This is a genomic window from Oceanobacillus sp. FSL W8-0428, assembly GCF_038004405.1.
GTDB classification, from domain to species: Bacteria; Bacillota; Bacilli; order Bacillales; family Amphibacillaceae; genus Oceanobacillus; species Oceanobacillus sojae.
The window spans coordinates 23,529-43,120 of record NZ_JBBORB010000002.1 but is presented as its reverse complement, the minus strand read 5'-3'; the positions used below and the strand labels follow the sequence as shown (position 1 = coordinate 43,120).

The window sequence follows — 19,592 nt, the reverse complement described above, 5'->3', positions numbered from 1 at the left end:
AAAAAGACCTGTAAGCGTTGGTGTTATTGAGGTTACAAAATCGTGATACGATTTGTGATACTGTAAGTTATTTGTAGTCACTTATGTTCACCACGCTTGCTGGTTTAAAGTCGTTCTCCATTTTTTCAATTGCTTCATCTTCAGCATTCGGGTAAAGGTGGCTATAAATGTCATACGTTGTTGACGTGTTAGCATGCCCTAAGCGTTTGCTAATAATTTGGATGTCATTACCTAGATTGATTAAATACGATGCGTGAGAATGCCTTAAATCGTGTATTCTAATACGTTTTACTTTTGATTGCTTTATATAATCTTCAAAACGCCTATCAATAGTAGTGTGGGATACGTGGTTATAATATTCCCCAAAAACAACATAATCAATTTTGTTTTTATTTTGCAGCTTCAACTCACCTAATAATTTCATGGTGTGTTGAGGCATTTTTATTTTACGATTAGATGATTCATTTTTGGGAGATGTAACACGATTGTGATAAACAGTTTTATTAATATCGATTGTGTTGTTATCAAAATCAATATCTTTCCAGGTCAATGCCAATGCCTCTCCTTTTCTTAAACCGCCATAAAACAAAACCATAAACAACGTACGAAACAGTAGCTCATCAGCCTCTTGTATGAATTGTTTAAATTCATCTATTGTCCAAAAATCTAATCTTTTCGGCTCTTTCATTTCAATATTTCCAACTTCTCTTGCTACATTCACCTTCAGGTATTCCAGCCTAATAGCATAGTTTAATGTAGCTGATAAAACGGTATGCACTTTTTTAGCACTTGCAACACCCAAGTTGTCAAGCAAATGATCATGGAATCGAATGACGTCTCTTTTGGATATATCTTTAATTTTCTTGTGTTCAAATCGTGGTTTTAAATGGATTCGTACTACGCTCTCTATTTTCATGTAAGAAGATTCTTTTCTTCTCTTTTTATACCAATCAAGATACATATCAGCTATTTTCCCAAAGGATAAGTTTTCCTCGTCCTCCACATCAAAATTGTAAAGGAAATCAATTTCAGCATCTTTTGCTTCTTTTTTTGATTTAAATCCTCTCTTCATAAAACGTTTCTTTTCTCCATTTGGTAAATCTACATAAACGCTATAATAATAAGTGTTTCTTTTTTTGTCTTTATAAACTGGCACTCTTAGCCCTCCTTTAAAAAAGAGGCAGGTAGCTAACCTGCCTTGTTAAATTATTGACGTCAGTAATTTAATCTAATTCAACGATGTAAACAACTACTTTTCCGTGTATAACCAAGTTACTGTTTTCTACAGAAGTAATATAATCGTAAAATGATGAATCATGTGAATCTGGTCTGAAAATGATTTTGTCGTTATCTTGATAAATACGTTTCACGGAATAATCTCCGTTATCGCTATAAACAACTATGTCTCCAGACTTTATTTGATGAAGTTCTAATGGTTTAACAGCGATCAGTGATTTATCAGGTATCACTTTATTCATTGATTCACCATTAACTCTCATCATAAACAAATCATTATGGCCAGCCCATTTACCAAGCACTGAATCCGGAACTTCAATTTTATTAGCTTCTGTTACACCGTCAACTCGTAACGGCAATCCTGCCGAAATAGACTGTGGGTAAAAATTGTAAGTTGGTGTTTCTTCTTTAATAATTGAATTATCATTTTCCTCTTCATCTTCCCATCCCATTAAATAAGCTGGAGTTACTTTCAATGCCAGGGCTAACGGCTTAACAATTTCTAAAGGCATATTCTCAATCTCATTGCTTTCATATCTGTAAATAGTAGCTCTATTTTTTCCTAATTTATTTGCTAGTTCATCTACAGACATTTTAAGTTCTTTTCTTCTGGTTTTAATTCTTTCTCCGATTTTCAAAGGTATCACCTCACTTCCTAATTATATTATAACATATTTTATCGCATATATGCAACAAATCAAAGTATTTATTATAAAAAATTATCACTTTATGCGAATTTTGTATTGACTTTTGAGAATAGGTGCTTTAAGATGTAATTAATCGCATACGACGCGACAAGAGGAGGTGTTAAAAATGAACGTTAATAAGCTCAAAGGGAAAATTGTAGAAAAAGAAATGAGCATTACTCAATTAGCTAAGGAAATTGGTATAGACCGAAGTAGTCTTTATAGGAAATTAAACAATGAGGGGGATACTTTATCTATTAAAGAGGCTAATAGAATTGTAGAAATTTTAGGATTAACAAGGGAAGAATCAATAGCAATTTTTTTTAACTCATTTGTCGCATGTAGTGCGAATTATGAAAATGAAAGAAATCCCCTTCACATATAAGCTGTTAATTTGATGTTCAAAGTGCTGCGATACCCAGCCAATATACCAAAAGAAAGGAATGATAGTATGACAGATTTAAAGGTATTCAATTTTGAAGAAAACAACGTAAGAACGTTAGTGATTGAAGATGAACCGTATTTTGTGGGAAAAGATGTAGATGTTTCCATACAATTTATTAAAAATTTGCAAGCGTATGAGGTGAGATGAATGCCTAACATGCAACTTTATGTAGCAAGAAGGGAGCATAAATTAAAGCAATCTGACTTAGCTAAAAAACTAAGGATTTCCAAGCAAACTTATTATAGGAAAGAGAATGGCATATCTGAATTCACTCAAAGAGAAATGATAATGCTGGCAAAAATATTTGGTTGTACATTAAATGATTTATTTTGGGAGGAGGCTAACCATGCATAACAATTTAAAATTCCACTACCGCAACGAAGATCTACCTCTTGTGGAAACGGCACTTGGACAATTTTTAGTAGCGAGTGAAAAAGCTGAAAGAATGATTGAAAATGCTGAATTTGAACACAAGCAAGAAGTTGTCTCTGAGATACTTGGGTCGTTAGAAAATATTATGATGCTTAACCGGAAGAAAATTGAAGAAGACGTTACAGCGCAAGCAACGGCGTATATAAGGAATTACTATTATGGATAAAACAGATTTTTATTTAAACGTATTGTTTGCTGGGTCGTTAGGATTTTTGTTTTTGATGATGATTTATATATAAGGAGTGATTGGATGGATTATTTTGAATACAAGAAAGCCAAACATGAATTATCGAAACTGATATTAAAATTTCAAGGTGATTACAATGTTGAAGAGAATTGGTTGTTACGAATGCTAATAGAGGAAGCGCAAAGATCAACTGTAAGATTCGATGATGAGGAGTGATTGGATGGAAAAGATTAAATCATGTCCTGAAGTATGGAAGAACATTGTTGGTTATGAAGGATTGTATCAAGTTTCAAATAAAGGAAGAGTTTACTCTTTCGGAGTTGATTTTATAAAAAATAACAAGAAAAGGCATTTTGTTAAAAGCGGTGTTTTAAAGGCTACTACAACACATGATGGTTATTTAAGAGTAAGACTATACAAAAATAAAAAAGGCAAAGACATAAGAATTCATAGGCTTGTAGCTGACGCTTTCGTAGAAAATGATGATTCTAAAAGAAAAATAATAGTTAACCATATTAACGGCGATAAAGCTGATAATAACGCTGAAAACTTAGAATGGTGCACTTATACCGATAACGCAATTCATGCTTTTGAAATTGGATTACGAAAACCACCTAACGCAAATGCTAACGGCAATAGCCAAGGAGAAAAAGTGCATAATTCTAAACTTAATGATGAAAAGGTTAAGTTTATTCGCAAGAACGCAAGAATTAATGGAGGAATCTACTCGAATAGTCAGTTAGCAAAAAAGCTTAACGTTTGTACTACAACTATATGGCAAGTGATTAATAAGAAAACTTGGAATCACGTTAAGTAAGAGATTAGATAAGTAAAGGGGCTGTTATTATGGAACATCCCGATATCACAAGAACACTTAGAACCGGCTACCCCACACCAGAAAAACAATTAAAGGACAAGCCAGGCGAATATTGGGATCCAATCGAATGGATGAAGGAAATTGAAGATAGATATAAAAATTCAAAATAAAAAACGCCTCTGCAAAGGCGCTTTTAGTAGATAGCGGTTGGAAAACTATTTATACGCCTATTATAAGGCGTTTGGGAGGAAATAGCAAATGAATTTAGATGAAGCTATTGAAATGTCAAAGAAAATCGAAGAAGCATATGAGGAAGGGTGGATTTCTTTTTATCACGGCGTGAGCGACAGAATCCAATTAAGCAAAGATTTATTCGATGAGTTAGCAAAAGAAAGAGAAGTTGTTGTTAAAGATCACCCATATGCAGATGCACAATATAGCTTTGTTTATGATGATTGCGAATTTATCGCTTTGCCAGATGAGGAGGATGAATCAAATGAGTAGCCTATACGATTTAACCCAAGATTTTAAACAAGTGCAATCACTTATCGATGAAGGCGGCGAAAACCTACAGGATACACTAGATTCTATAAATCTAGCAATTGAGGACAAGCTCGAGAACATTGGAAAAGTTATCCGAAATTTAGATGGTGAAATAGAAATGCTGAAAAATGAAGAGACTAGACTCGCCGATAAACGAAAGGCGCTTGAAACGAATAAAAAACGTTTGAAAATGTATGTGGAAGAACAGCTTACATTGACCGGTAAAGACAAAGTAAAAACTGGAATATTTACTTTTGCCATGCAGAACAATGCACCGTCAGTGAAAGTGACTGATGAAAAATTAATTCCGAAGAGATATTTTGTTCCAGTTGAACCTAAATTGGATAAAAAAGCACTCAAAGAATCATTGAAAGAGATGGATGTAAAATCAATGCCCGGTGTCGAATTGGTGCAAGGAAGAAGTTTACGGATTAGATAGGAGGCGATTATGTGAGTTTACAAATAACAAACGCTGCGGATATTCAAACGGATAAAGGAACTTATCTGATTTATGCGCCACCGGGAATGGGGAAAACCACAGCTATTAAGTACCTTCCGGGTAAAACATTGGTGCTTGATGTGGATAGAACAACCAGGGTGTTGAAAGGTGAAGAAAATATTGACATTGCCTATGTAGATAATACAGATACTTGGAAGTTTTGGGGAGAATTGATTGTTGATCTTGAAGAAAATTATAAAGGCAAATATGACAACATTGTCGTCGATAATATCAGTGAACTTGAACGTAGTCTGTTATCAGACTTAGGTAATAAAGGAAAAAATAAAGGTGTCCCGTCGCAGGGCGATTATCAATATATGCAGTTCCGTATCGTAAACAGTTTAAGATATATGAAAAATTTAGGTTCCAATTTAGTGTGGACAGCGTGGGAAAGTTCAGATTTATTCACGGATAGTTCAGGACAACAATGGAACAGAAGTTTCCCACAGATTAACCATAAAATTATGAACAATGTTCTTGGGTTGTGTGATGTGGTTGCAAAGTTAGCCATTAACTCTGACGGTGAAAGAGGTTTTGTTTTAAGTTCATCAAACAGCACATACGCAAAAAATCAGATTGATGATCGCAAAGGGTGCTTGCAAAGTGAATTGATTTTAGGCGGTGATGAAAATAGCTAAACCACTTGATCTTACTGGAGACAAATACGGAAGGTTAACCGCTATGAAATTAAGTTACAGGGACAAAAGAAGTAATTCGTTTTGGATATGTAAATGCGATTGCGGAAATGAAACTGTTGTTAGAATAGGTGATTTGAGGTCAGGAAATACGACTTCTTGCGGTTGTTTCAGAGAAGAACAAAGTAATAAGGCATTAGTTGAACGAAGCACAACACACGGCCATACAAAAACGAGATTATACACAATTTGGCACGGCATGAAATTAAGATGCTATACCAAAAGCAACGCGTCTTATAAATATTACGGAGGTAGAGGGATATCTGTTTGCGATGAATGGAAGGATGACTTTGCGTCTTTTAGAACCTGGTCTTTGTCTAATGGTTATAAGGAAGGTCTAACAATTGATCGCGTAGATGCAAATGGCAATTACGAACCATCAAATTGTAGGTGGATAAATTATAAGGGACAAGCAAGAAACAAAAGAAATAATAAAATCATCACTTATCGTGGCGAATCTAAAACTATCTCCGAATGGTCAGAAATAACAAATATAAAACAAAGCACTATCAGCGAAAGGGTTAGACTTGGTTGGGATGAAGCTGAAGCTATAACAAGACCTGCTGGGAAGTACGTAAGAAAGAGTGATGCTGTTGGCAATTAAATTACGACCATACCAACTTAATCTAATCAATAAAACAAAGGGGGCGATTTTACAGGGAAAACGATCACCATGCATTGTTGCTCCCTGCGGTTAGGTAGCGGTAAGTCGGTTGTTATTTCAGAAATAATCAGATCAGCAACTTTAAAGAAAAATCATGTTTTGTTCTTAATTCATAGAAAAGAAATTTTAGATCAGATTAAAAAAACGTTATTAAGTAATGACGTCGACCTAGAGCATGTGGAATTGGGCATGGTGCAAACAGTGGTTAGGCGACTTGATAAAACAAAGGAGCCGAAAATGATTGTAGTAGATGAATCTCATCATGCTCCTGCAAATTCTTACAAAAAGATATTCGATCACTTTAGTGATGCTTTGAGAGTATCTTTTACGGCCACGCCAATCAGGTTAAACGGAAGTGGTTTAGGGGATGTGAATGACATTCTGATTGAGGAGGTGGATGCTAAGTGGCTCATTGATAACAACTTTCTATCGCCTTATAAATATTATGCACCAAAATTAATAGATATAACCAAATTAAAGTTAAATAGTTTGAGGGAGTTCTCCTCTACATCGATAGATGCTGCTATGGACGATAAAACAATTTATGGTGATGCAATTAAGCATTATAAACAGCTTGCAGATGGAGAACAGGCAATTGCATACTGTCACAGTGTGGAAGCCAGTGAACAGCTTGCAGATGAGTTTAAACGACATGGTATTAATGCAGTTCATCTGGATGGTAAAACGAAAAAAGTTAAACGAGATGAAATCATTCAGATATTTAGAAATAGGGAAATTCAAATAATTACCAATTGTGACATTATTGGAGAAGGTTTTGACGTTCCGGATTGTTCGACAGTGATTATGTTGCGGCCGACTGAGAGCCTATCTCTATTTATTCAACAGTCAATGAGAGGAATGCGATACCGGCCAGGTAAAACATCAATCATTATCGACCATGTGGACAATGTGAGAAGGCACGGTTTTCCTGATATGGAGAGAGAGTGGAGTTTGGATGGTAAAAAGAAGTCTTCTAAAGATAAATCGGAAGTACCAATCCGAGAATGTACAAATTGTTTTGCGGTATTTACACCAACAGAAAAACAGTGTCCAGAATGTGGACATGTCCCGGAAATAAAAGAAGTTAAAGATTATGAAGTAAATGAATCTGCAGAACTGGAAGAAGTGAGAGAAGAAGATATTATTCTTGATTTCCGAGAACCTGCCGATTGCGCAAACATGAAAGAACTTTACGAACTAGCTAAGCACAGGAATTATAAACCAGGATGGGCATACCATCAAGGAAAATTATTAGGATTTATAAATTAAAACAGAAAAGGATGATTAAATAATGGGATTTAATTTAGATTTCAACAACACATTTGAAGGATTTTCAAAAATCGAGGACGGCGTTTACGAGGTGGTTATTGACCATGCAGCAGAAGACGCAACAAAAGGTGGCGCAGAATTTACTAATTTTCAAATGACTATCAGAAATGATCTGGATCAACCGCATAAAAATCAAAAAATTTGGGAGCGTGTATTTAAAGCGAAAGCAACCGGAACTTATAACATGATGATGTTTAATACAATCGGTAAAGCTGCTAATTTACAGTCCGGAAAAACCTACAATACGTTTGAAGAGTTGTTGGAAGATTACCGGGGGAAACCATTGCAAGTTTACGTTGAAAACGAAACATCAGAGTACAATGGGAAAACTTATGAAAATCTTAATGTGAAGCAATGGAAACCGACAGCATTTCCGCAAGTTAATCATCAGTGGAAACAAAGCAATGACAGTAATAATCAATCAAGTAACGATCCGTTTAAAAATAACGGCGAACCAATAACTGTTCAAAATGACGATTTACCATTTTAAGGAGTGAACTGCATGTTTCAGAAAATACCGCACGAATTAAAAGAACTACACCATTGGTGCGGTTACAAACTGCAGCAGAGAAACGGTAAGACAACGAAAATTCCTATAGATGCGAATACCGGTAATTTAGGAAAAAGTAATGATGAATCTACATGGGCGAGTTTTCAAACCGCCCTGGATTCCATCAATAAATTTAATTGTGATGGGATTGGGTTTTATTTTAAAGAACCATATATCGGTATTGATATTGATAATATCCAAGAGGATATAAAAAGCTATCAATCTGGTAATGGAGATAATATCGTCTCTGAATTTGTAGATATGCTTGGCAGTTATGCAGAAATATCCCCTAGCGGGAATGGTATACACATTATTTTAAAAGGCGAACTGCCGCCTAATGGAAGCAGGAAAGGCAATAAGGAATTTTACAGTTCAGGTCGTTTCTTCACGGTAACTGGAAATGCCATTGGTGGCTACAATCACATTGTGGATGATACAGATTACGGAAAAATTAATTACCTCCACAATAAATATATTGCCAGTAATGAGCCTATAAAGACACCTGCAGTATTAAATAATCAAGGTAATAATTTATCAGAATCAGAGATTATCAGAATTGCAGAAAACAGTAAAAATGGCATGCGATTCAAATTATTTTTAAATGGTGGCTGGGAGCAATTTTACGATTCACAGTCTGAGGCTGATATGGCTTTTGCAAATGATTTAGCTTTTTGGACAGCTTGTGATTACGAAAAAATGGATACTATTTTCCGTCAATCTTCCCTCTACCGCGAGAAGTGGGAGAGAAAACAGAGCGGGTCAACGTATGGAGAAATCACGTTAAACAAAGCTATTCAAGAGTGTAATAACGTATTTACTCCGCAGCAGAACAACGACGATTTTAACTTATATGTACTTGAAGACAGCACAAAAGAAGTTAAGAAAAAATATTATTCCTACGATGATACAGGGAACGCGGAGCGTTTTACCGATAATTTTAAGGAAGTAGTCAGATATAGTTACATTCGGAAAAACTGGTATTTTTATAACGGAAAAACATGGGTGCTAGATCAAGAAGGGAAAGTTAAATCTCTAGTTGACGAAATCTTAGAAAAAATGAAGCAGGAACCAGTTTTTGTTTTTGATGATGTGGATGAGGAAGAAGCGCAAAAAAACCTTAGAAAACATATTAAATATTCCAGAGGGAGCAACGGTAAAACTAACATGCTGAAAGAAAGCCAGCATTTACTGCCTATTCAACCAGATGAGTTTGATAAGGATAAACATTTATTAAACGCGCAGAACGGATACTTGGATTTAACCACAGGTCAGTTACACGAACATGATAAAGATAAGTTTTTTACAAAAATATCTTCCATCGAATATACGGATAAAATTGATTGCCCACAATGGATAGATTTTCTTAATCAGATATTCGACGGAAACAAGCCTTTAATAGATTATATGCAACGAGCAGTAGGATATTCCCTATCCGGCTCAACAGAAGAACAAATGATGTTTATTCTGCATGGTAATGGACGTAATGGGAAATCAGTATTCCTTGATATTATTACCGAAATGTTAGGGAATTATACAACGAATATTCAACCGCAAACGTTGATGGTTAAACCGCAGCAAGGGTCAGCGAATAGCGACGTTGCCCGGCTAGATGGAGCGAGATTAGTCACTACTACAGAGCCTAACGATGGCATGCGATTTGATGAAGGTTTAGTAAAGCAGATGACTGGTGGAGATAAGGTTACAGCACGTTTCTTATACGGTGATGAGTTTGATTATTTTCCACAGTTTAAAATCTGGATGGCTACAAACCATAAGCCGATTATTAGAGGTACAGACGATGGCATATGGAGGAGGTTGGCAGTAATACCGTTTACTGTACAGATACCAGAAAATAAGGTAGACAGGCAGTTAAAGAATAAATTAAAACGTGAAATGAAAGGTATTTTAAATTGGGCAGTCGAGGGATACCAGGTATGGAAACGGATTGGATTGAATGAGCCACAGGTTATTAAAAACCAACGGCAAACCTATCGAACCGAAATGGATGCAGTTGAGTTATTTATTGAAGAATGTTGCTTACGTAAATCTGGAGAGAGAGAAAAGGCATCTGATCTATACGGTATATATAAATCGTGGGCGAAAGATAATGAACAATATTTGATGAGCAGTACAAAATTCGGTAGAGAAATGAGTAATAAATTTCAAAAAATAACCAGTAATGGTGTCCATTATGTTGGCATTAAATTAAAGCATCCATCAAACGAACAAGCATTCAGATTAAATATGAATTAGAACTTTAATAATTAAATTTTCAGAAATACAGACTTTTTATTTAGGAACATTCATTCTGTTGAAGCAAAAACGGAAGGGTTAAGGAAGGGTATTGGAACAGTTGATTTAAAACCCTTCCACCTTAAAAACATTGATATATCAACCTTTTATATTATTATATTTTCTTTTTGGAAGGGTTGGAAGGGTAAAAATAAAGAAATAGAAATATAAAATAAAATATAAATACTAGGGAACCTTTTATGATTTTCGTTAAACTGTTCCAAAACAGGGTGAAAAAACAAGGTTTATCACTAGAGCTGTAAGGGATTGGAAGGGTTCAGCAACTGTTCCATAACTGTTCCGTGAAAGGGGATTTAAAATAATGAAAGAATCCGACATCCAAAACGCAATCCGATTAGCATTAAATCCATACGCAGTAATTTTTCGCAATAACGTCGGCAAAGTAAAAACAGCTGACGGAAGATTTTTCGATACAGGACTACCTAAAGGATATTCTGATTTATCCGGTTTCCGTAAGTCTGATGGAAAAATGATTTTTATTGAAGTGAAGAACGAAAAAGGCCGTTTAAGAGAAGACCAAAAACATTTTTTAAATACAGTAAAGCAATACCCAGTTATTGCTGGAGTAGCTAGATCAGCAGATGAAGCTATAAATTTGGTAAATGAGGTGGAGCAATGGTAGATAACATAAATCATCCAGAGCATTACAAAGGAAAAACAGAAGTAATCGAAATGATTGAACAGTTAACGGAAGGTATGGAAGGAAACAAAGCATACATGCTTGGAAATGTTGTTAAGTACATTTTTAGGCACGAAAAGAAGAATGGTATTGAGGATTTAAAGAAAGCTTCTTGGTATTTGAATCGGGTGATTAACAGTGAAAATTAAATTTGTTATTAACGAACGAAGAAAAGATGTAAAAAGCAATTTCGACACTGAGTTATCGGAGTATTGGCAAAAAACATTTTACGATTTGTTTAGATCTTGGTAACAGAAGAAAAGACTTTTAGGAGGAATGAGCATGCAAATGAAATCAGTAATGATATTTGACAAAAGCGACACGGACGAGCAGACAGCGACAAAATGGATGGACTGGATGCGTGACAATCATAGTGCTGTTGGGGATAAGGCAGTGCCCAACGCACAGGAGACGCAAGAATATCTTAGGAGGTATGCGTGATGCGGGAGATTAAATTTAGAGGTAAATCAATCGTAACAGGAGAATGGCTTTACGGAAGTTTAATCAATAATGCGTTTTTCCGGTCAAATGACAGAGCTCCAGTTCCTTATATCTTGGATACTGACAAGATGGTTTATGACAACTTTTCAGATATTGGGGAGCAACTAGATTATTTTGAAGTCATCCCAGAAAGCGTTGGACAATACACCGGTATCTCAGATAAATGCAACCAAGAAGTTTGTGGTGGTGATGTAATCGAATTAAAAGAACGCACCGTTAATGGATTTATTAATACTCATATATGCAAAGTTTTTCAATCAGATACTGGAGCATGGAGATTAGAAGGAAGACCAACTCATGATAAAAGCTATGGAACTAAAAGGATGCTTTACGATGTTAGGAATCGCATTGAAATAATTGGAAACATCTACGAAAATCCAGAGTTATTGGAGAGGATTGCATGAAACAAAAGATATTAGATGCCGGATTGGCTGTTTTATTGGTTGGTGCTGTTATTGCCATGATTTATATGGGTTACGCGGTTAAAAACGTACACACCGAGAACCAACAACTAAAGCAGATAAACGCTGAATTACAGCTTGAGTATTACAAGATGCAGATACAGAGGGATGAGGCTGTGGATGCGGTTTGGAGTAATAATCATAGGCAAATGAAAGAGAGTGCTGATTAGCATTAAATATCTAACTTCATAAATATTAGAGGGATTAATCAAATTTATTAGGAGGAATTTTGATGAAGGTTGTAATTAATAACTGTTTTGGTGGATTTCATTTATCTGCAAGAGCATTGGAGTATTACGGGAAATTAAAAGGGATTAATGAACTTTTTCATTATCTTAGAGATTATGAAGAGGAATGCTATAAAAAGGTATCTGCTAAAGAATTGGACGGAAGCATCATCTTGTTCACATTTTCCACAACGAAAGATTTTGGTGATGTTGTTCCAGTCGGTTCGGAAATGGAATTACTTGATCATTCATACTCCCCTAATTTCGATAATGACAGGCATAATCCACATTTGATACAGACGGTTGAAGAGTTAGGAGAACTAGCCAGTTCTAGAGTATCGGATTTGAATATTATCGAAATTCCTGATGATGTTGAATACGAGATAAAAGAATATGACGGTAATGAATGGGTTGCTGAAAAGCATAGAACGTGGAGGTAAGGAGTGAATCGTGATGGATGAACGGTTGGAAGAGATAAATAAACAAATAAAAGAAATATTCGACCTGAGAGATGAAGAAAATCGCTTGTGGTTCAACAGAATGGAAGAGTTTTGGAGTGATCATATAGTAGAACTAGCTGATCGAGCTGAACAGGCTTCAGATTTAAAAGAATATCAAAACACCAATTCAAAATTTCATGCCGATTTAAACGAATTCCTGCAGCAACGTCACAAGGAAATACCAATTAAAAAGAATTTGGGTAGGCATGTTGTGGATGTCGCAATGACCTATATTCAGCAGTTGGAAAACACAATTAATTCATATGACCACTCAAAGGATTTGAGCGCAGTAGTCGCGGGGGAAAACATGAATTTAAAAATAGAAAACCAACGCTACAAAGATGCCTTGGAAAAAATAACGAAAGAAAACAGCCTTTATTTCATGGATAAAATAGCACGGCAAGCATTGGAAGGAGAATCCACATGAAGAAATGTATCGACTGCAAGGTAAACGAAGTCCGAAATAATCGCAGTAATTTGTGTGATAAGTGCTTTGACAAAGCTTTAGAAATTAAAGTAGTTCAGGCTCCAGAGCAAAGCTGGTGGTAAGTCATGGATGCATTAGACATGTATCAAGAAATTGAAACATTGCAATCAGCAGAAAAGCTTACAACTAAGCAAAAGCAAAGGATGAAAGAGCTGCAGGCGCATTTAAATCATAAGCATATAGGCAAAGAGAAACTTAACCGAATATTAGCAAAAGGTCAGGATATGAAACAATCAGAAGTTATAGCTTTGTTAGAATCCGGAGTGAGGAAAGATCATATTTACAAAGCGCTTGGGATGAAAAAACACGTATTTGACGAATATTTGAGAAACATTGGCGTGCGATTAAGGGCGAGGAGGGGAAGTTCTTGAAAAAGGTTTACATCAAAGAAACCACCAAGATAAACCATGATGGAGACAGGATACAGGTTGTTAAAACGTATCACAGCAAGGTAAGGGATTATGATTATGTGATTTTTAGATAGAAAGGTGTGAAAACATGGGATTAAAATATGCGAATGAAGAAGACAAAAACAATGGATGGACATTATCTTTTGATTTTTTGAAGAAAATACAAAAAAGGGCTGAAGAAATTGAAGAAACGCCATCTTTAGAACAGATTGAGAGCGTGTTGCTGGCATATGAAAATAGCAAAGAAAGAGAAGGAGGGTTGAAGGTCAAAAAGATACATCCAGATGCAGTAATACCAAAATACGCACAACAAGGCGATAGTGGATTTGATTTAGTAGCTGTTGAAGATGTAATTATCGAACCGGGAGAAACGAAACTAATCAAAACAGGATTGGCGTTTGATATTCCAAAAGGATATGAAATACAAGTAAGACCACGATCGGGAATAACACTAAAAACTAAGTTAAGGGTACAACTTGGCACGATTGATTCCAATTATCGTGGTGAGGTTGGTGTGATTGTGGATAATATCGAAGTAAAGCACAAGGACAACTGGACAACAATGCACCCTACTGACGTTAAAGGGGAATTATCTGATACTTGGGAGTTTGCGGGGGAAAACGAATTACCGTATGGCTCTTATGTTATCCGTAAAGGCTACCGAATAGCACAAGGGGTACTTGCTCCAGTAGCCATAACAGAATTTGAAGAAGTGGACAAGTTGTCTGAATCAGATCGTGGCAGTAATGGATATGGGTCAACTGGGGTTAAACATACAGAGGAGGTATAGCATGAGCGAATTACTAACTACTGGACAGATGATTGACAGGTTGAAGGTTGGGGAGATTGCTGTTGGTGATGTATCTGAATTAGGAAAAGTAATACAAGTGATTAAGCGTGAATCAGGCGGTATAAAACTACTTGAAGACGGATTTGGTGAAAGAACATTGATGTTAGATGGTGGAGTAGTTGATTCAGTTAAATGGCGAATTCAACCAAACTATGTATCGTTTGAAGAAGCAATGAAAGCGTTGGAGCAAGGAAAAAGAATAAGGTGGATTTCAATAGATGGTGCTGATTCAATAAGGTTTCATCCAGGAGAATATGACGATGAAGATGCAATTGACGATCTGACTTTAAAAGATTTGATTGAAGGTAGTTGGGAAATAAAGGAGTGATTACATGAGCGATATCGAAGTACAGAAACGAAAATCAGAGCTTATCAGAGGACTTCGGCATTTAGGAATCTTTCACACTAGCGACGGTAGAAAGCTAGAGGATTGCTCTTTATACACGCTGGAATGGACAAATATATCTGTTAGATGTGAGCTTGCGAATGCGGGCTATTAGCAGGGTTAGACATACCGATAAATACAAGTGTCTGGTGCTGTGTATAGACAAGGAAAAATCCGGATTCGAATGTGTAAAGCCAATTAAGCCAGTGAGAGCGATTGAAAAGATTTATAACAAGCGAGGTCAATACATCAGAACGATTGAAGAAATTTACTATGAGGCTGTTTATGTAAAAGACACGATTAAATAACAGAGGTGATTCAGTGGCAGATAACTATTATACAGTCAAGAAGATAATGGATATTATAAAGTATTATCACATCAACATGAATAATATAAATACACTGGCTACAGAAGAAATGAAAAGTATCGGAGTGTCACAGTATGGCATTGAATCATCACTTCCGAAAGGGAATGGTTTCTCCAGTGTGGTGGAGAATGAAGCGATGAGACAGATTGAAAATACAAAATTCTTCGCAGACATGATAACGGATATGAAATACTTGCAAGACAGATGGCATAGAATCACTGATGAGAAAGAGGCATCGATATTAAAGTTAAGATTGGATGGGTACAGGATTACTGATATAGCTGAAATTATGGGAATGGAACGGACGGGAGTTTACAGAACACTTGAACGGATTGCATGCAGGATTAAAAGTTATCCACAGGGTAGTGCAACAGATTCAACAAATTATGTGCAGGAAAATAAATAGTTTATAATTGGAGTAACGAAGAAGGCATCTCTTGATTGAGGTGTCTTTTTATTGCGGAGTGGTATGTATGCCTGAATACAAAACATACGAACAAAAGAAAAGGTTCTATCGAAGTAAGCCTTGGCTAACATTAAGACAAGCAGCACTTGAGCGAGACAATCACGAGTGTGTCCATTGCAAGAAGGAAGGCAAGGTAACAGTAGATAGCATCAAGACACCAGGAGAACGTAAAGAGGTTAAGTTAAACGTGGATCATATCTATCCAATAGAACATTATCCTAAGCTGGCTTTAACACTGGATAATCTACAGACCTTGTGTGTGTATCATCATAATGTTAAAGAGGGAAGGATATTTAAACCTAAAAAGAATAAGTGGGCAGGAGACGAATGGTGGTGATTGGATGATTGAAGAGAAGATTAAACAATTAAAAATAAAACCAATTGATGATGATATTTATCATAAGCATTTAAAGCCAATGCAATTACGTGGTATAGATATATCTCAATGGAAATATTATAAAATAACTAATTACGGACCGATGTTCTTCACAGATGAATATCTATCCATAACACCGATTGAAGAATTAATGAAATCAGACTCAAAGTTAGTTGGCAATAAAACCATTGCAGAACGAATTGATTCTATTATGTTCAGGATACAATTAGTGTTGTGGAAATGGAAACATAAAATAATCGGAAACAAATAATCCCCCCACCAATAACTTTGGCAAATCCTTTAGCCAAGGGGAGCGGGCAGGGGACTCGACTTCCGAGATTTACTGGAAAAATAATACACGTAAGGGGGGTGAGTACATGGCGGTAAGTATTCCTAAACTAAAAAAGCAGCTGATGGAAAGAATAGATGTGGACGATTTGATGCAAGTTGAAAAAGTCGAGAGATATATACAACATGTAGAATCGTACAGACGCATGGATGCAACAATCAAAAAAGAAGGGGAATCTGTTACGACAGTAAACGCCTCACAAACGTTCGTGAAGGCTCACCCTCTGCTGACGGAACGCAACAAAGCAAATGCTGCTTTACTAAGTATAGAAAAGTCATTTGGTTTTACACCGGAAATCGAAGAAGAACCCACGCGCTCTGCTGACGATTTGATATGATTACGAACAAGCATGTGGAAGAATATATCAGCCTTTATATGGACGGTAAGATTAAGTTGAATAAAGAGCGCATTCTCTTAATCGAACATTTACAAGAACACGTCCTTAGCAGGGATGATTTGTATTTTGACGAAACAAAAATTGAAAACTTCATAGCCTTTACTGAAAAATGGTATTTTCCTTTACAACCATTCCAGAAATTCATAGCAGCGTTTGTCTTTTTATTTTATAAAGACGGCGCTGTTTTTTATGAGCAATTTTTAATTATGATGGCGAGAGGCGGAGGGAAAAACGGACTTATTTCAGCGTTGGCGCATTTTTTCATTAGTCCACTGCATGGGATTGATAAATATAATATATCGATCGTAGCGAATAGTGAACTACAGGCGAAAACATCATTCCGAGAAATATATGATGTTATTGAGGGTGAAAAGGTTTTAGAAAATATGTTTTATCGTACAAAGGTTGAAATACTTGGCAATGATACGAAAAGCATTGTCCAGTACCATACATCCAACGCGAATACAAAAGATGGTCTAAGAGACGGTTGCATAATATACGATGAAATTCATCAGTACGAAAATTACGATACAGTGAATGTGTTTTCTAGTGGGTTGGGTAAAGTAGACAACGGCAGAGAGTTTTTTATTGGCACGGATGGGTTTGTTCGCGAGGGTTTTTTGGACAAGACAAAAGAACGCGCTATGAACATCTTAGAAGGTAAAGAATTAGACGACCCGATGTTTCCGTTCATCTGCAAGATTGATGACCCGAAAGAAGTAGATGATTTCACAATGTGGCAGAAGGCTAATCCGATGTTTTGTGAACCGATGAGTACTTATGGTAAGGGGTTATTCAGGAAAGTTAAAACACAGTTCAAACAGCTTGTAAACAATCCCAGCAATCGCATGGAATTCATGACAAAAAGAATGAACTTGCCAGAAGTTGACCCAACGCAAACGGTAGCTTCATGGGAAGATATAATGGCGACTAACAGACCGATGCCGGAATTAGAACATAAAGTATGCGTAGGTGGATTAGACTTTGCTAGCATCAAAGACTTTGCTGCAGTAGGATTATTGTTCAAAGACGGTGATGATTATATATGGAAAACTCATTCATTTGTCCGACAAGGGTTTTTAGATAACGTTAAATTGAAAGCACCTATTTACGATTGGGAGCATGATGGTTTATTAACCATTGTGGATGAGCCTGTTATTGATATCAAGCACATTGTTAACTGGTTTTGTGATATGCGGGAAAAATACGGGGTACATCGTATAGTGGCAGACACATTCCGTTTGGACTTAGTCAAAACAGCCCTGGAAGCAGAAGGGTTTGAATTAATATATATACGAAACCCGAAGGCAATACATGCACAATTGGCTCCGCGGGTAGAAACTCTATTCGCTAAACACAATATCATTTTCGGGGATAACCCTATGATGCGGTGGGCGACCAATAATGTGTATGTGAAGATTAAGAAAGACAGTAATAAGGAGTACCTTAAAAAAGACGAAATAAGAAGAAAGACAGACCCATTTCAAGCATTCATACACGCGTTGTGGCAAGCGGATAATATCTTTGAAGAGGAAGAAAAATTCATCTTAGATACTATTGAATTTTAAGGAGGTGAGACATTGGGGTTATTTGATTTACTCAGGAAAAATAAAGAACTGGAACAGATGTATGACTTGGATTTAATCGATTCCACCTCCGAACGTATACAGCAAAAAAAGTTAGCTGTACAAACGTGTGTGGATTTTATCGGAAGAACTATCAGTCAGTCAGAGTTTAGGATTCGAAAAGATAAGAAAACTGTTAAAGATGAAATGTATTATAAATTAAACGTTAGACCGAATCAGAATCAATCCGCGGCTATATTTTGGCAGACTGTTATCCACAAAATGATACATGATAAGGAATGCTTAATCATTAAATCGGATACAGACGATTTATTAATTGCTGATGATTACAATCACATTGAATACGGGCTTGTAGAAGACATATTTAAAGATGTAACGATAAATAACTTCACTTTTCAAAGGACGTTTCCTATGAGTGAGGTTATTTTTATTGAGTACAGCAATGTGAATTTATCAAGATTAATAGATAGTCTTTATGATGATTACGGTGAGTTGATTGGTAGGTTGTTAGAATTTCAGAAACACAAAAACCAGATACGAGCAACTGTAGATGTAAGCACTACAGTGAGAAAAGATGAGGACGGGCAAAACCCTTTACAAAAATTCATAGACAAGCTTTATGGGTCAATCAAGACAAAAGCTTTTGCTATTGTCCCACAACAACAAGGTTTTAAGTATGAGGAGCATTCAAAGGGCGCTGTTGGTTCTGGTCAATCTGTGGAGGATGTCACAAAAGCCACGAACGACTTTATGAATCAAGTGGCAAAAGCATTGGGAATCCCTCCCTCTCTCATTCACGGGGAGATGGCTGATGTGGAGAAACAGACAAGAAATTTCATGTTTTTTTGTATAGACCCGATTATCGAAAAGATTAGCGATGAATTAAATAATAAATTCATTGAGAAAAAGGATTATTTAAACGGTGAGAATCTGGAAGTAGTCAGACCAAGCTATCGTGACATATTCGATCTAGCTACCGCCATTGACAAGATAATCGCTACTGGTGTCATGAATGGCGATGAAATGCGGGATAAATTTAAATTACCAGAAACCGGTGAGGAAATTCATTCCAGGTATGTGATGACAAAGAACTACTCCGAGGTTGTGGAAAGTAATGAAGAATCACAGGAAAGGTAGGTGGTCACTATCTCCTA

Annotated in this window: 32 protein-coding genes; 30 read left to right on the top strand and 2 right to left on the bottom strand. The window is 36.2% G+C overall.

Annotated elements, in window-relative coordinates; all coding sequences use genetic code 11:
• Positions 1 to 67: 67 nt before the first annotated feature.
• Both MKY30_RS24045 and MKY30_RS24040 read right to left on the bottom strand, forming a co-directional pair.
• On the bottom strand, positions 68 to 1,156 hold the full coding sequence (locus MKY30_RS24045) for a site-specific integrase (RefSeq protein WP_341085768.1): 1,089 nt from the start codon (positions 1,154 to 1,156) through the stop codon (positions 68 to 70).
• 67 nt (positions 1,157 to 1,223) lie between these two features.
• A complete protein-coding gene (locus MKY30_RS24040; RefSeq protein WP_341085766.1) occupies positions 1,224 to 1,883 on the bottom strand; it encodes a LexA family protein in 660 nt (219 codons plus the stop codon).
• 166 nt (positions 1,884 to 2,049) lie between these two features.
• Here MKY30_RS24040 and MKY30_RS24035 point away from each other — a divergent pair, with 166 nt between their 5' ends.
• The 30 genes from MKY30_RS24035 (at position 2,050) to MKY30_RS23890 (ending at position 19,575) form a co-directional block, all read left to right on the top strand.
• On the top strand, positions 2,050 to 2,307 hold the full coding sequence (locus MKY30_RS24035) for a helix-turn-helix domain-containing protein (RefSeq protein ID WP_341085765.1): 258 nt from the start codon (positions 2,050 to 2,052) through the stop codon (positions 2,305 to 2,307).
• A 207-nt stretch (positions 2,308 to 2,514) separates the two neighbouring features.
• Entirely contained in the window at positions 2,515 to 2,721 is a 207-nt protein-coding gene (locus MKY30_RS24030; RefSeq protein ID WP_341085764.1) for a helix-turn-helix transcriptional regulator, read from the top strand.
• On the top strand, positions 2,714 to 2,965 hold the full coding sequence (locus MKY30_RS24025; RefSeq protein WP_341085763.1) for a hypothetical protein: 252 nt from the start codon (positions 2,714 to 2,716) through the stop codon (positions 2,963 to 2,965). The genes MKY30_RS24030 and MKY30_RS24025 overlap by 8 nt, the downstream gene beginning before the upstream one ends.
• 84 nt (positions 2,966 to 3,049) lie before the next feature.
• On the top strand, positions 3,050 to 3,202 hold the full coding sequence (locus tag MKY30_RS24020; RefSeq protein ID WP_341085762.1) for a hypothetical protein: 153 nt from the start codon (positions 3,050 to 3,052) through the stop codon (positions 3,200 to 3,202).
• A 4-nt stretch (positions 3,203 to 3,206) separates the two neighbouring features.
• Positions 3,207 to 3,803, top strand: a complete 597-nt coding sequence (locus MKY30_RS24015; protein ID WP_341085761.1) for an NUMOD4 domain-containing protein — start codon at positions 3,207 to 3,209, stop codon at positions 3,801 to 3,803.
• Positions 3,804 to 3,832: 29 nt separating this feature from the next.
• Positions 3,833 to 3,973, top strand: coding sequence for a hypothetical protein (locus tag MKY30_RS24010; protein ID WP_341085760.1), 141 nt, complete (start codon positions 3,833 to 3,835; stop codon positions 3,971 to 3,973).
• Positions 3,974 to 4,061: 88 nt separating this feature from the next.
• Positions 4,062 to 4,307 (top strand): hypothetical protein, encoded by a 246-nt coding sequence (locus MKY30_RS24005; protein ID WP_341085759.1) that lies wholly within the window; start codon positions 4,062 to 4,064, stop codon positions 4,305 to 4,307.
• Positions 4,300 to 4,785: a siphovirus Gp157 family protein gene (locus MKY30_RS24000; protein WP_341085757.1), complete on the top strand. Its 486-nt coding sequence runs from the start codon at positions 4,300 to 4,302 to the stop codon at positions 4,783 to 4,785. The genes MKY30_RS24005 and MKY30_RS24000 overlap by 8 nt, the downstream gene beginning before the upstream one ends.
• An 11-nt stretch (positions 4,786 to 4,796) precedes the next feature.
• The gene (locus MKY30_RS23995; protein WP_341085756.1) at positions 4,797 to 5,483 is read left to right on the top strand and encodes an AAA family ATPase; all 687 of its coding nucleotides are present in this window, start codon (positions 4,797 to 4,799) and stop codon (positions 5,481 to 5,483) included.
• A complete protein-coding gene (locus MKY30_RS23990) occupies positions 5,470 to 6,144 on the top strand; it encodes a hypothetical protein (protein WP_341085754.1) in 675 nt (224 codons plus the stop codon). Before MKY30_RS23995 ends, MKY30_RS23990 begins: the two co-directional genes overlap by 14 nt.
• A 69-nt stretch (positions 6,145 to 6,213) precedes the next feature.
• Positions 6,214 to 7,473: a DEAD/DEAH box helicase gene (locus MKY30_RS23985; RefSeq protein ID WP_341085753.1), complete on the top strand. Its 1,260-nt coding sequence runs from the start codon at positions 6,214 to 6,216 to the stop codon at positions 7,471 to 7,473.
• Between the two features lie 22 nt (positions 7,474 to 7,495).
• Positions 7,496 to 8,023: a DUF669 domain-containing protein gene (locus MKY30_RS23980; RefSeq protein WP_341085752.1), complete on the top strand. Its 528-nt coding sequence runs from the start codon at positions 7,496 to 7,498 to the stop codon at positions 8,021 to 8,023.
• Positions 8,024 to 8,035: 12 nt separating this feature from the next.
• Positions 8,036 to 10,336 carry a phage/plasmid primase, P4 family gene (locus MKY30_RS23975; RefSeq protein ID WP_341085751.1) on the top strand — a complete coding sequence of 767 codons (2,301 nt, stop codon included), beginning with the start codon at positions 8,036 to 8,038 and terminating at the stop codon, positions 10,334 to 10,336.
• A 361-nt stretch (positions 10,337 to 10,697) separates the two neighbouring features.
• Positions 10,698 to 11,018: a VRR-NUC domain-containing protein gene (locus MKY30_RS23970; RefSeq protein ID WP_445667739.1), complete on the top strand. Its 321-nt coding sequence runs from the start codon at positions 10,698 to 10,700 to the stop codon at positions 11,016 to 11,018.
• Entirely contained in the window at positions 11,012 to 11,224 is a 213-nt protein-coding gene (locus MKY30_RS23965) for a DUF3310 domain-containing protein (RefSeq protein WP_341085750.1), read from the top strand. The genes MKY30_RS23970 and MKY30_RS23965 overlap by 7 nt, the downstream gene beginning before the upstream one ends.
• Positions 11,225 to 11,357: 133 nt before the next feature.
• The gene (locus MKY30_RS23960) at positions 11,358 to 11,516 is read left to right on the top strand and encodes a hypothetical protein (protein WP_341085748.1); all 159 of its coding nucleotides are present in this window, start codon (positions 11,358 to 11,360) and stop codon (positions 11,514 to 11,516) included.
• Positions 11,516 to 11,980, top strand: a complete 465-nt coding sequence (locus MKY30_RS23955; protein ID WP_341085747.1) for a YopX family protein — start codon at positions 11,516 to 11,518, stop codon at positions 11,978 to 11,980. Before MKY30_RS23960 ends, MKY30_RS23955 begins: the two co-directional genes overlap by 1 nt.
• Positions 11,977 to 12,207 (top strand): hypothetical protein, encoded by a 231-nt coding sequence (locus MKY30_RS23950; protein WP_341085745.1) that lies wholly within the window; start codon positions 11,977 to 11,979, stop codon positions 12,205 to 12,207. Before MKY30_RS23955 ends, MKY30_RS23950 begins: the two co-directional genes overlap by 4 nt.
• Positions 12,208 to 12,269: 62 nt before the next feature.
• Positions 12,270 to 12,704 (top strand): hypothetical protein, encoded by a 435-nt coding sequence (locus tag MKY30_RS23945; protein ID WP_341085744.1) that lies wholly within the window; start codon positions 12,270 to 12,272, stop codon positions 12,702 to 12,704.
• A 13-nt stretch (positions 12,705 to 12,717) separates the two neighbouring features.
• Positions 12,718 to 13,191, top strand: coding sequence for a hypothetical protein (locus tag MKY30_RS23940; RefSeq protein WP_341085742.1), 474 nt, complete (start codon positions 12,718 to 12,720; stop codon positions 13,189 to 13,191).
• On the top strand, positions 13,188 to 13,313 hold the full coding sequence (locus MKY30_RS23935) for a hypothetical protein (protein ID WP_341085740.1): 126 nt from the start codon (positions 13,188 to 13,190) through the stop codon (positions 13,311 to 13,313). Before MKY30_RS23940 ends, MKY30_RS23935 begins: the two co-directional genes overlap by 4 nt.
• 3 nt (positions 13,314 to 13,316) lie before the next feature.
• On the top strand, positions 13,317 to 13,622 hold the full coding sequence (locus MKY30_RS23930; protein ID WP_341085739.1) for a hypothetical protein: 306 nt from the start codon (positions 13,317 to 13,319) through the stop codon (positions 13,620 to 13,622).
• Positions 13,623 to 13,749: 127 nt separating this feature from the next.
• Positions 13,750 to 14,451, top strand: a complete 702-nt coding sequence (locus tag MKY30_RS23925) for a dUTP diphosphatase (protein WP_341085737.1) — start codon at positions 13,750 to 13,752, stop codon at positions 14,449 to 14,451.
• 1 nt (position 14,452) lies between these two features.
• Positions 14,453 to 14,839 (top strand): hypothetical protein, encoded by a 387-nt coding sequence (locus MKY30_RS23920; protein ID WP_341085736.1) that lies wholly within the window; start codon positions 14,453 to 14,455, stop codon positions 14,837 to 14,839.
• Between the two features lie 378 nt (positions 14,840 to 15,217).
• The gene (locus MKY30_RS23915; protein WP_341085735.1) at positions 15,218 to 15,670 is read left to right on the top strand and encodes a helix-turn-helix domain-containing protein; all 453 of its coding nucleotides are present in this window, start codon (positions 15,218 to 15,220) and stop codon (positions 15,668 to 15,670) included.
• Between the two features lie 67 nt (positions 15,671 to 15,737).
• Positions 15,738 to 16,067 carry an HNH endonuclease gene (locus MKY30_RS23910; protein WP_341085734.1) on the top strand — a complete coding sequence of 110 codons (330 nt, stop codon included), beginning with the start codon at positions 15,738 to 15,740 and terminating at the stop codon, positions 16,065 to 16,067.
• A 4-nt stretch (positions 16,068 to 16,071) separates the two neighbouring features.
• Positions 16,072 to 16,377, top strand: coding sequence for a hypothetical protein (locus MKY30_RS23905; protein ID WP_341085733.1), 306 nt, complete (start codon positions 16,072 to 16,074; stop codon positions 16,375 to 16,377).
• Between the two features lie 106 nt (positions 16,378 to 16,483).
• A complete protein-coding gene (locus tag MKY30_RS23900) occupies positions 16,484 to 16,792 on the top strand; it encodes a P27 family phage terminase small subunit (RefSeq protein WP_341085731.1) in 309 nt (102 codons plus the stop codon).
• Positions 16,789 to 18,420, top strand: coding sequence for a terminase TerL endonuclease subunit (locus MKY30_RS23895; RefSeq protein WP_341085730.1), 1,632 nt, complete (start codon positions 16,789 to 16,791; stop codon positions 18,418 to 18,420). The genes MKY30_RS23900 and MKY30_RS23895 overlap by 4 nt, the downstream gene beginning before the upstream one ends.
• A 12-nt stretch (positions 18,421 to 18,432) precedes the next feature.
• Positions 18,433 to 19,575 (top strand): phage portal protein, encoded by a 1,143-nt coding sequence (locus tag MKY30_RS23890; RefSeq protein WP_341085728.1) that lies wholly within the window; start codon positions 18,433 to 18,435, stop codon positions 19,573 to 19,575.
• The last annotated feature ends 17 nt before the right edge of the window (positions 19,576 to 19,592 follow it).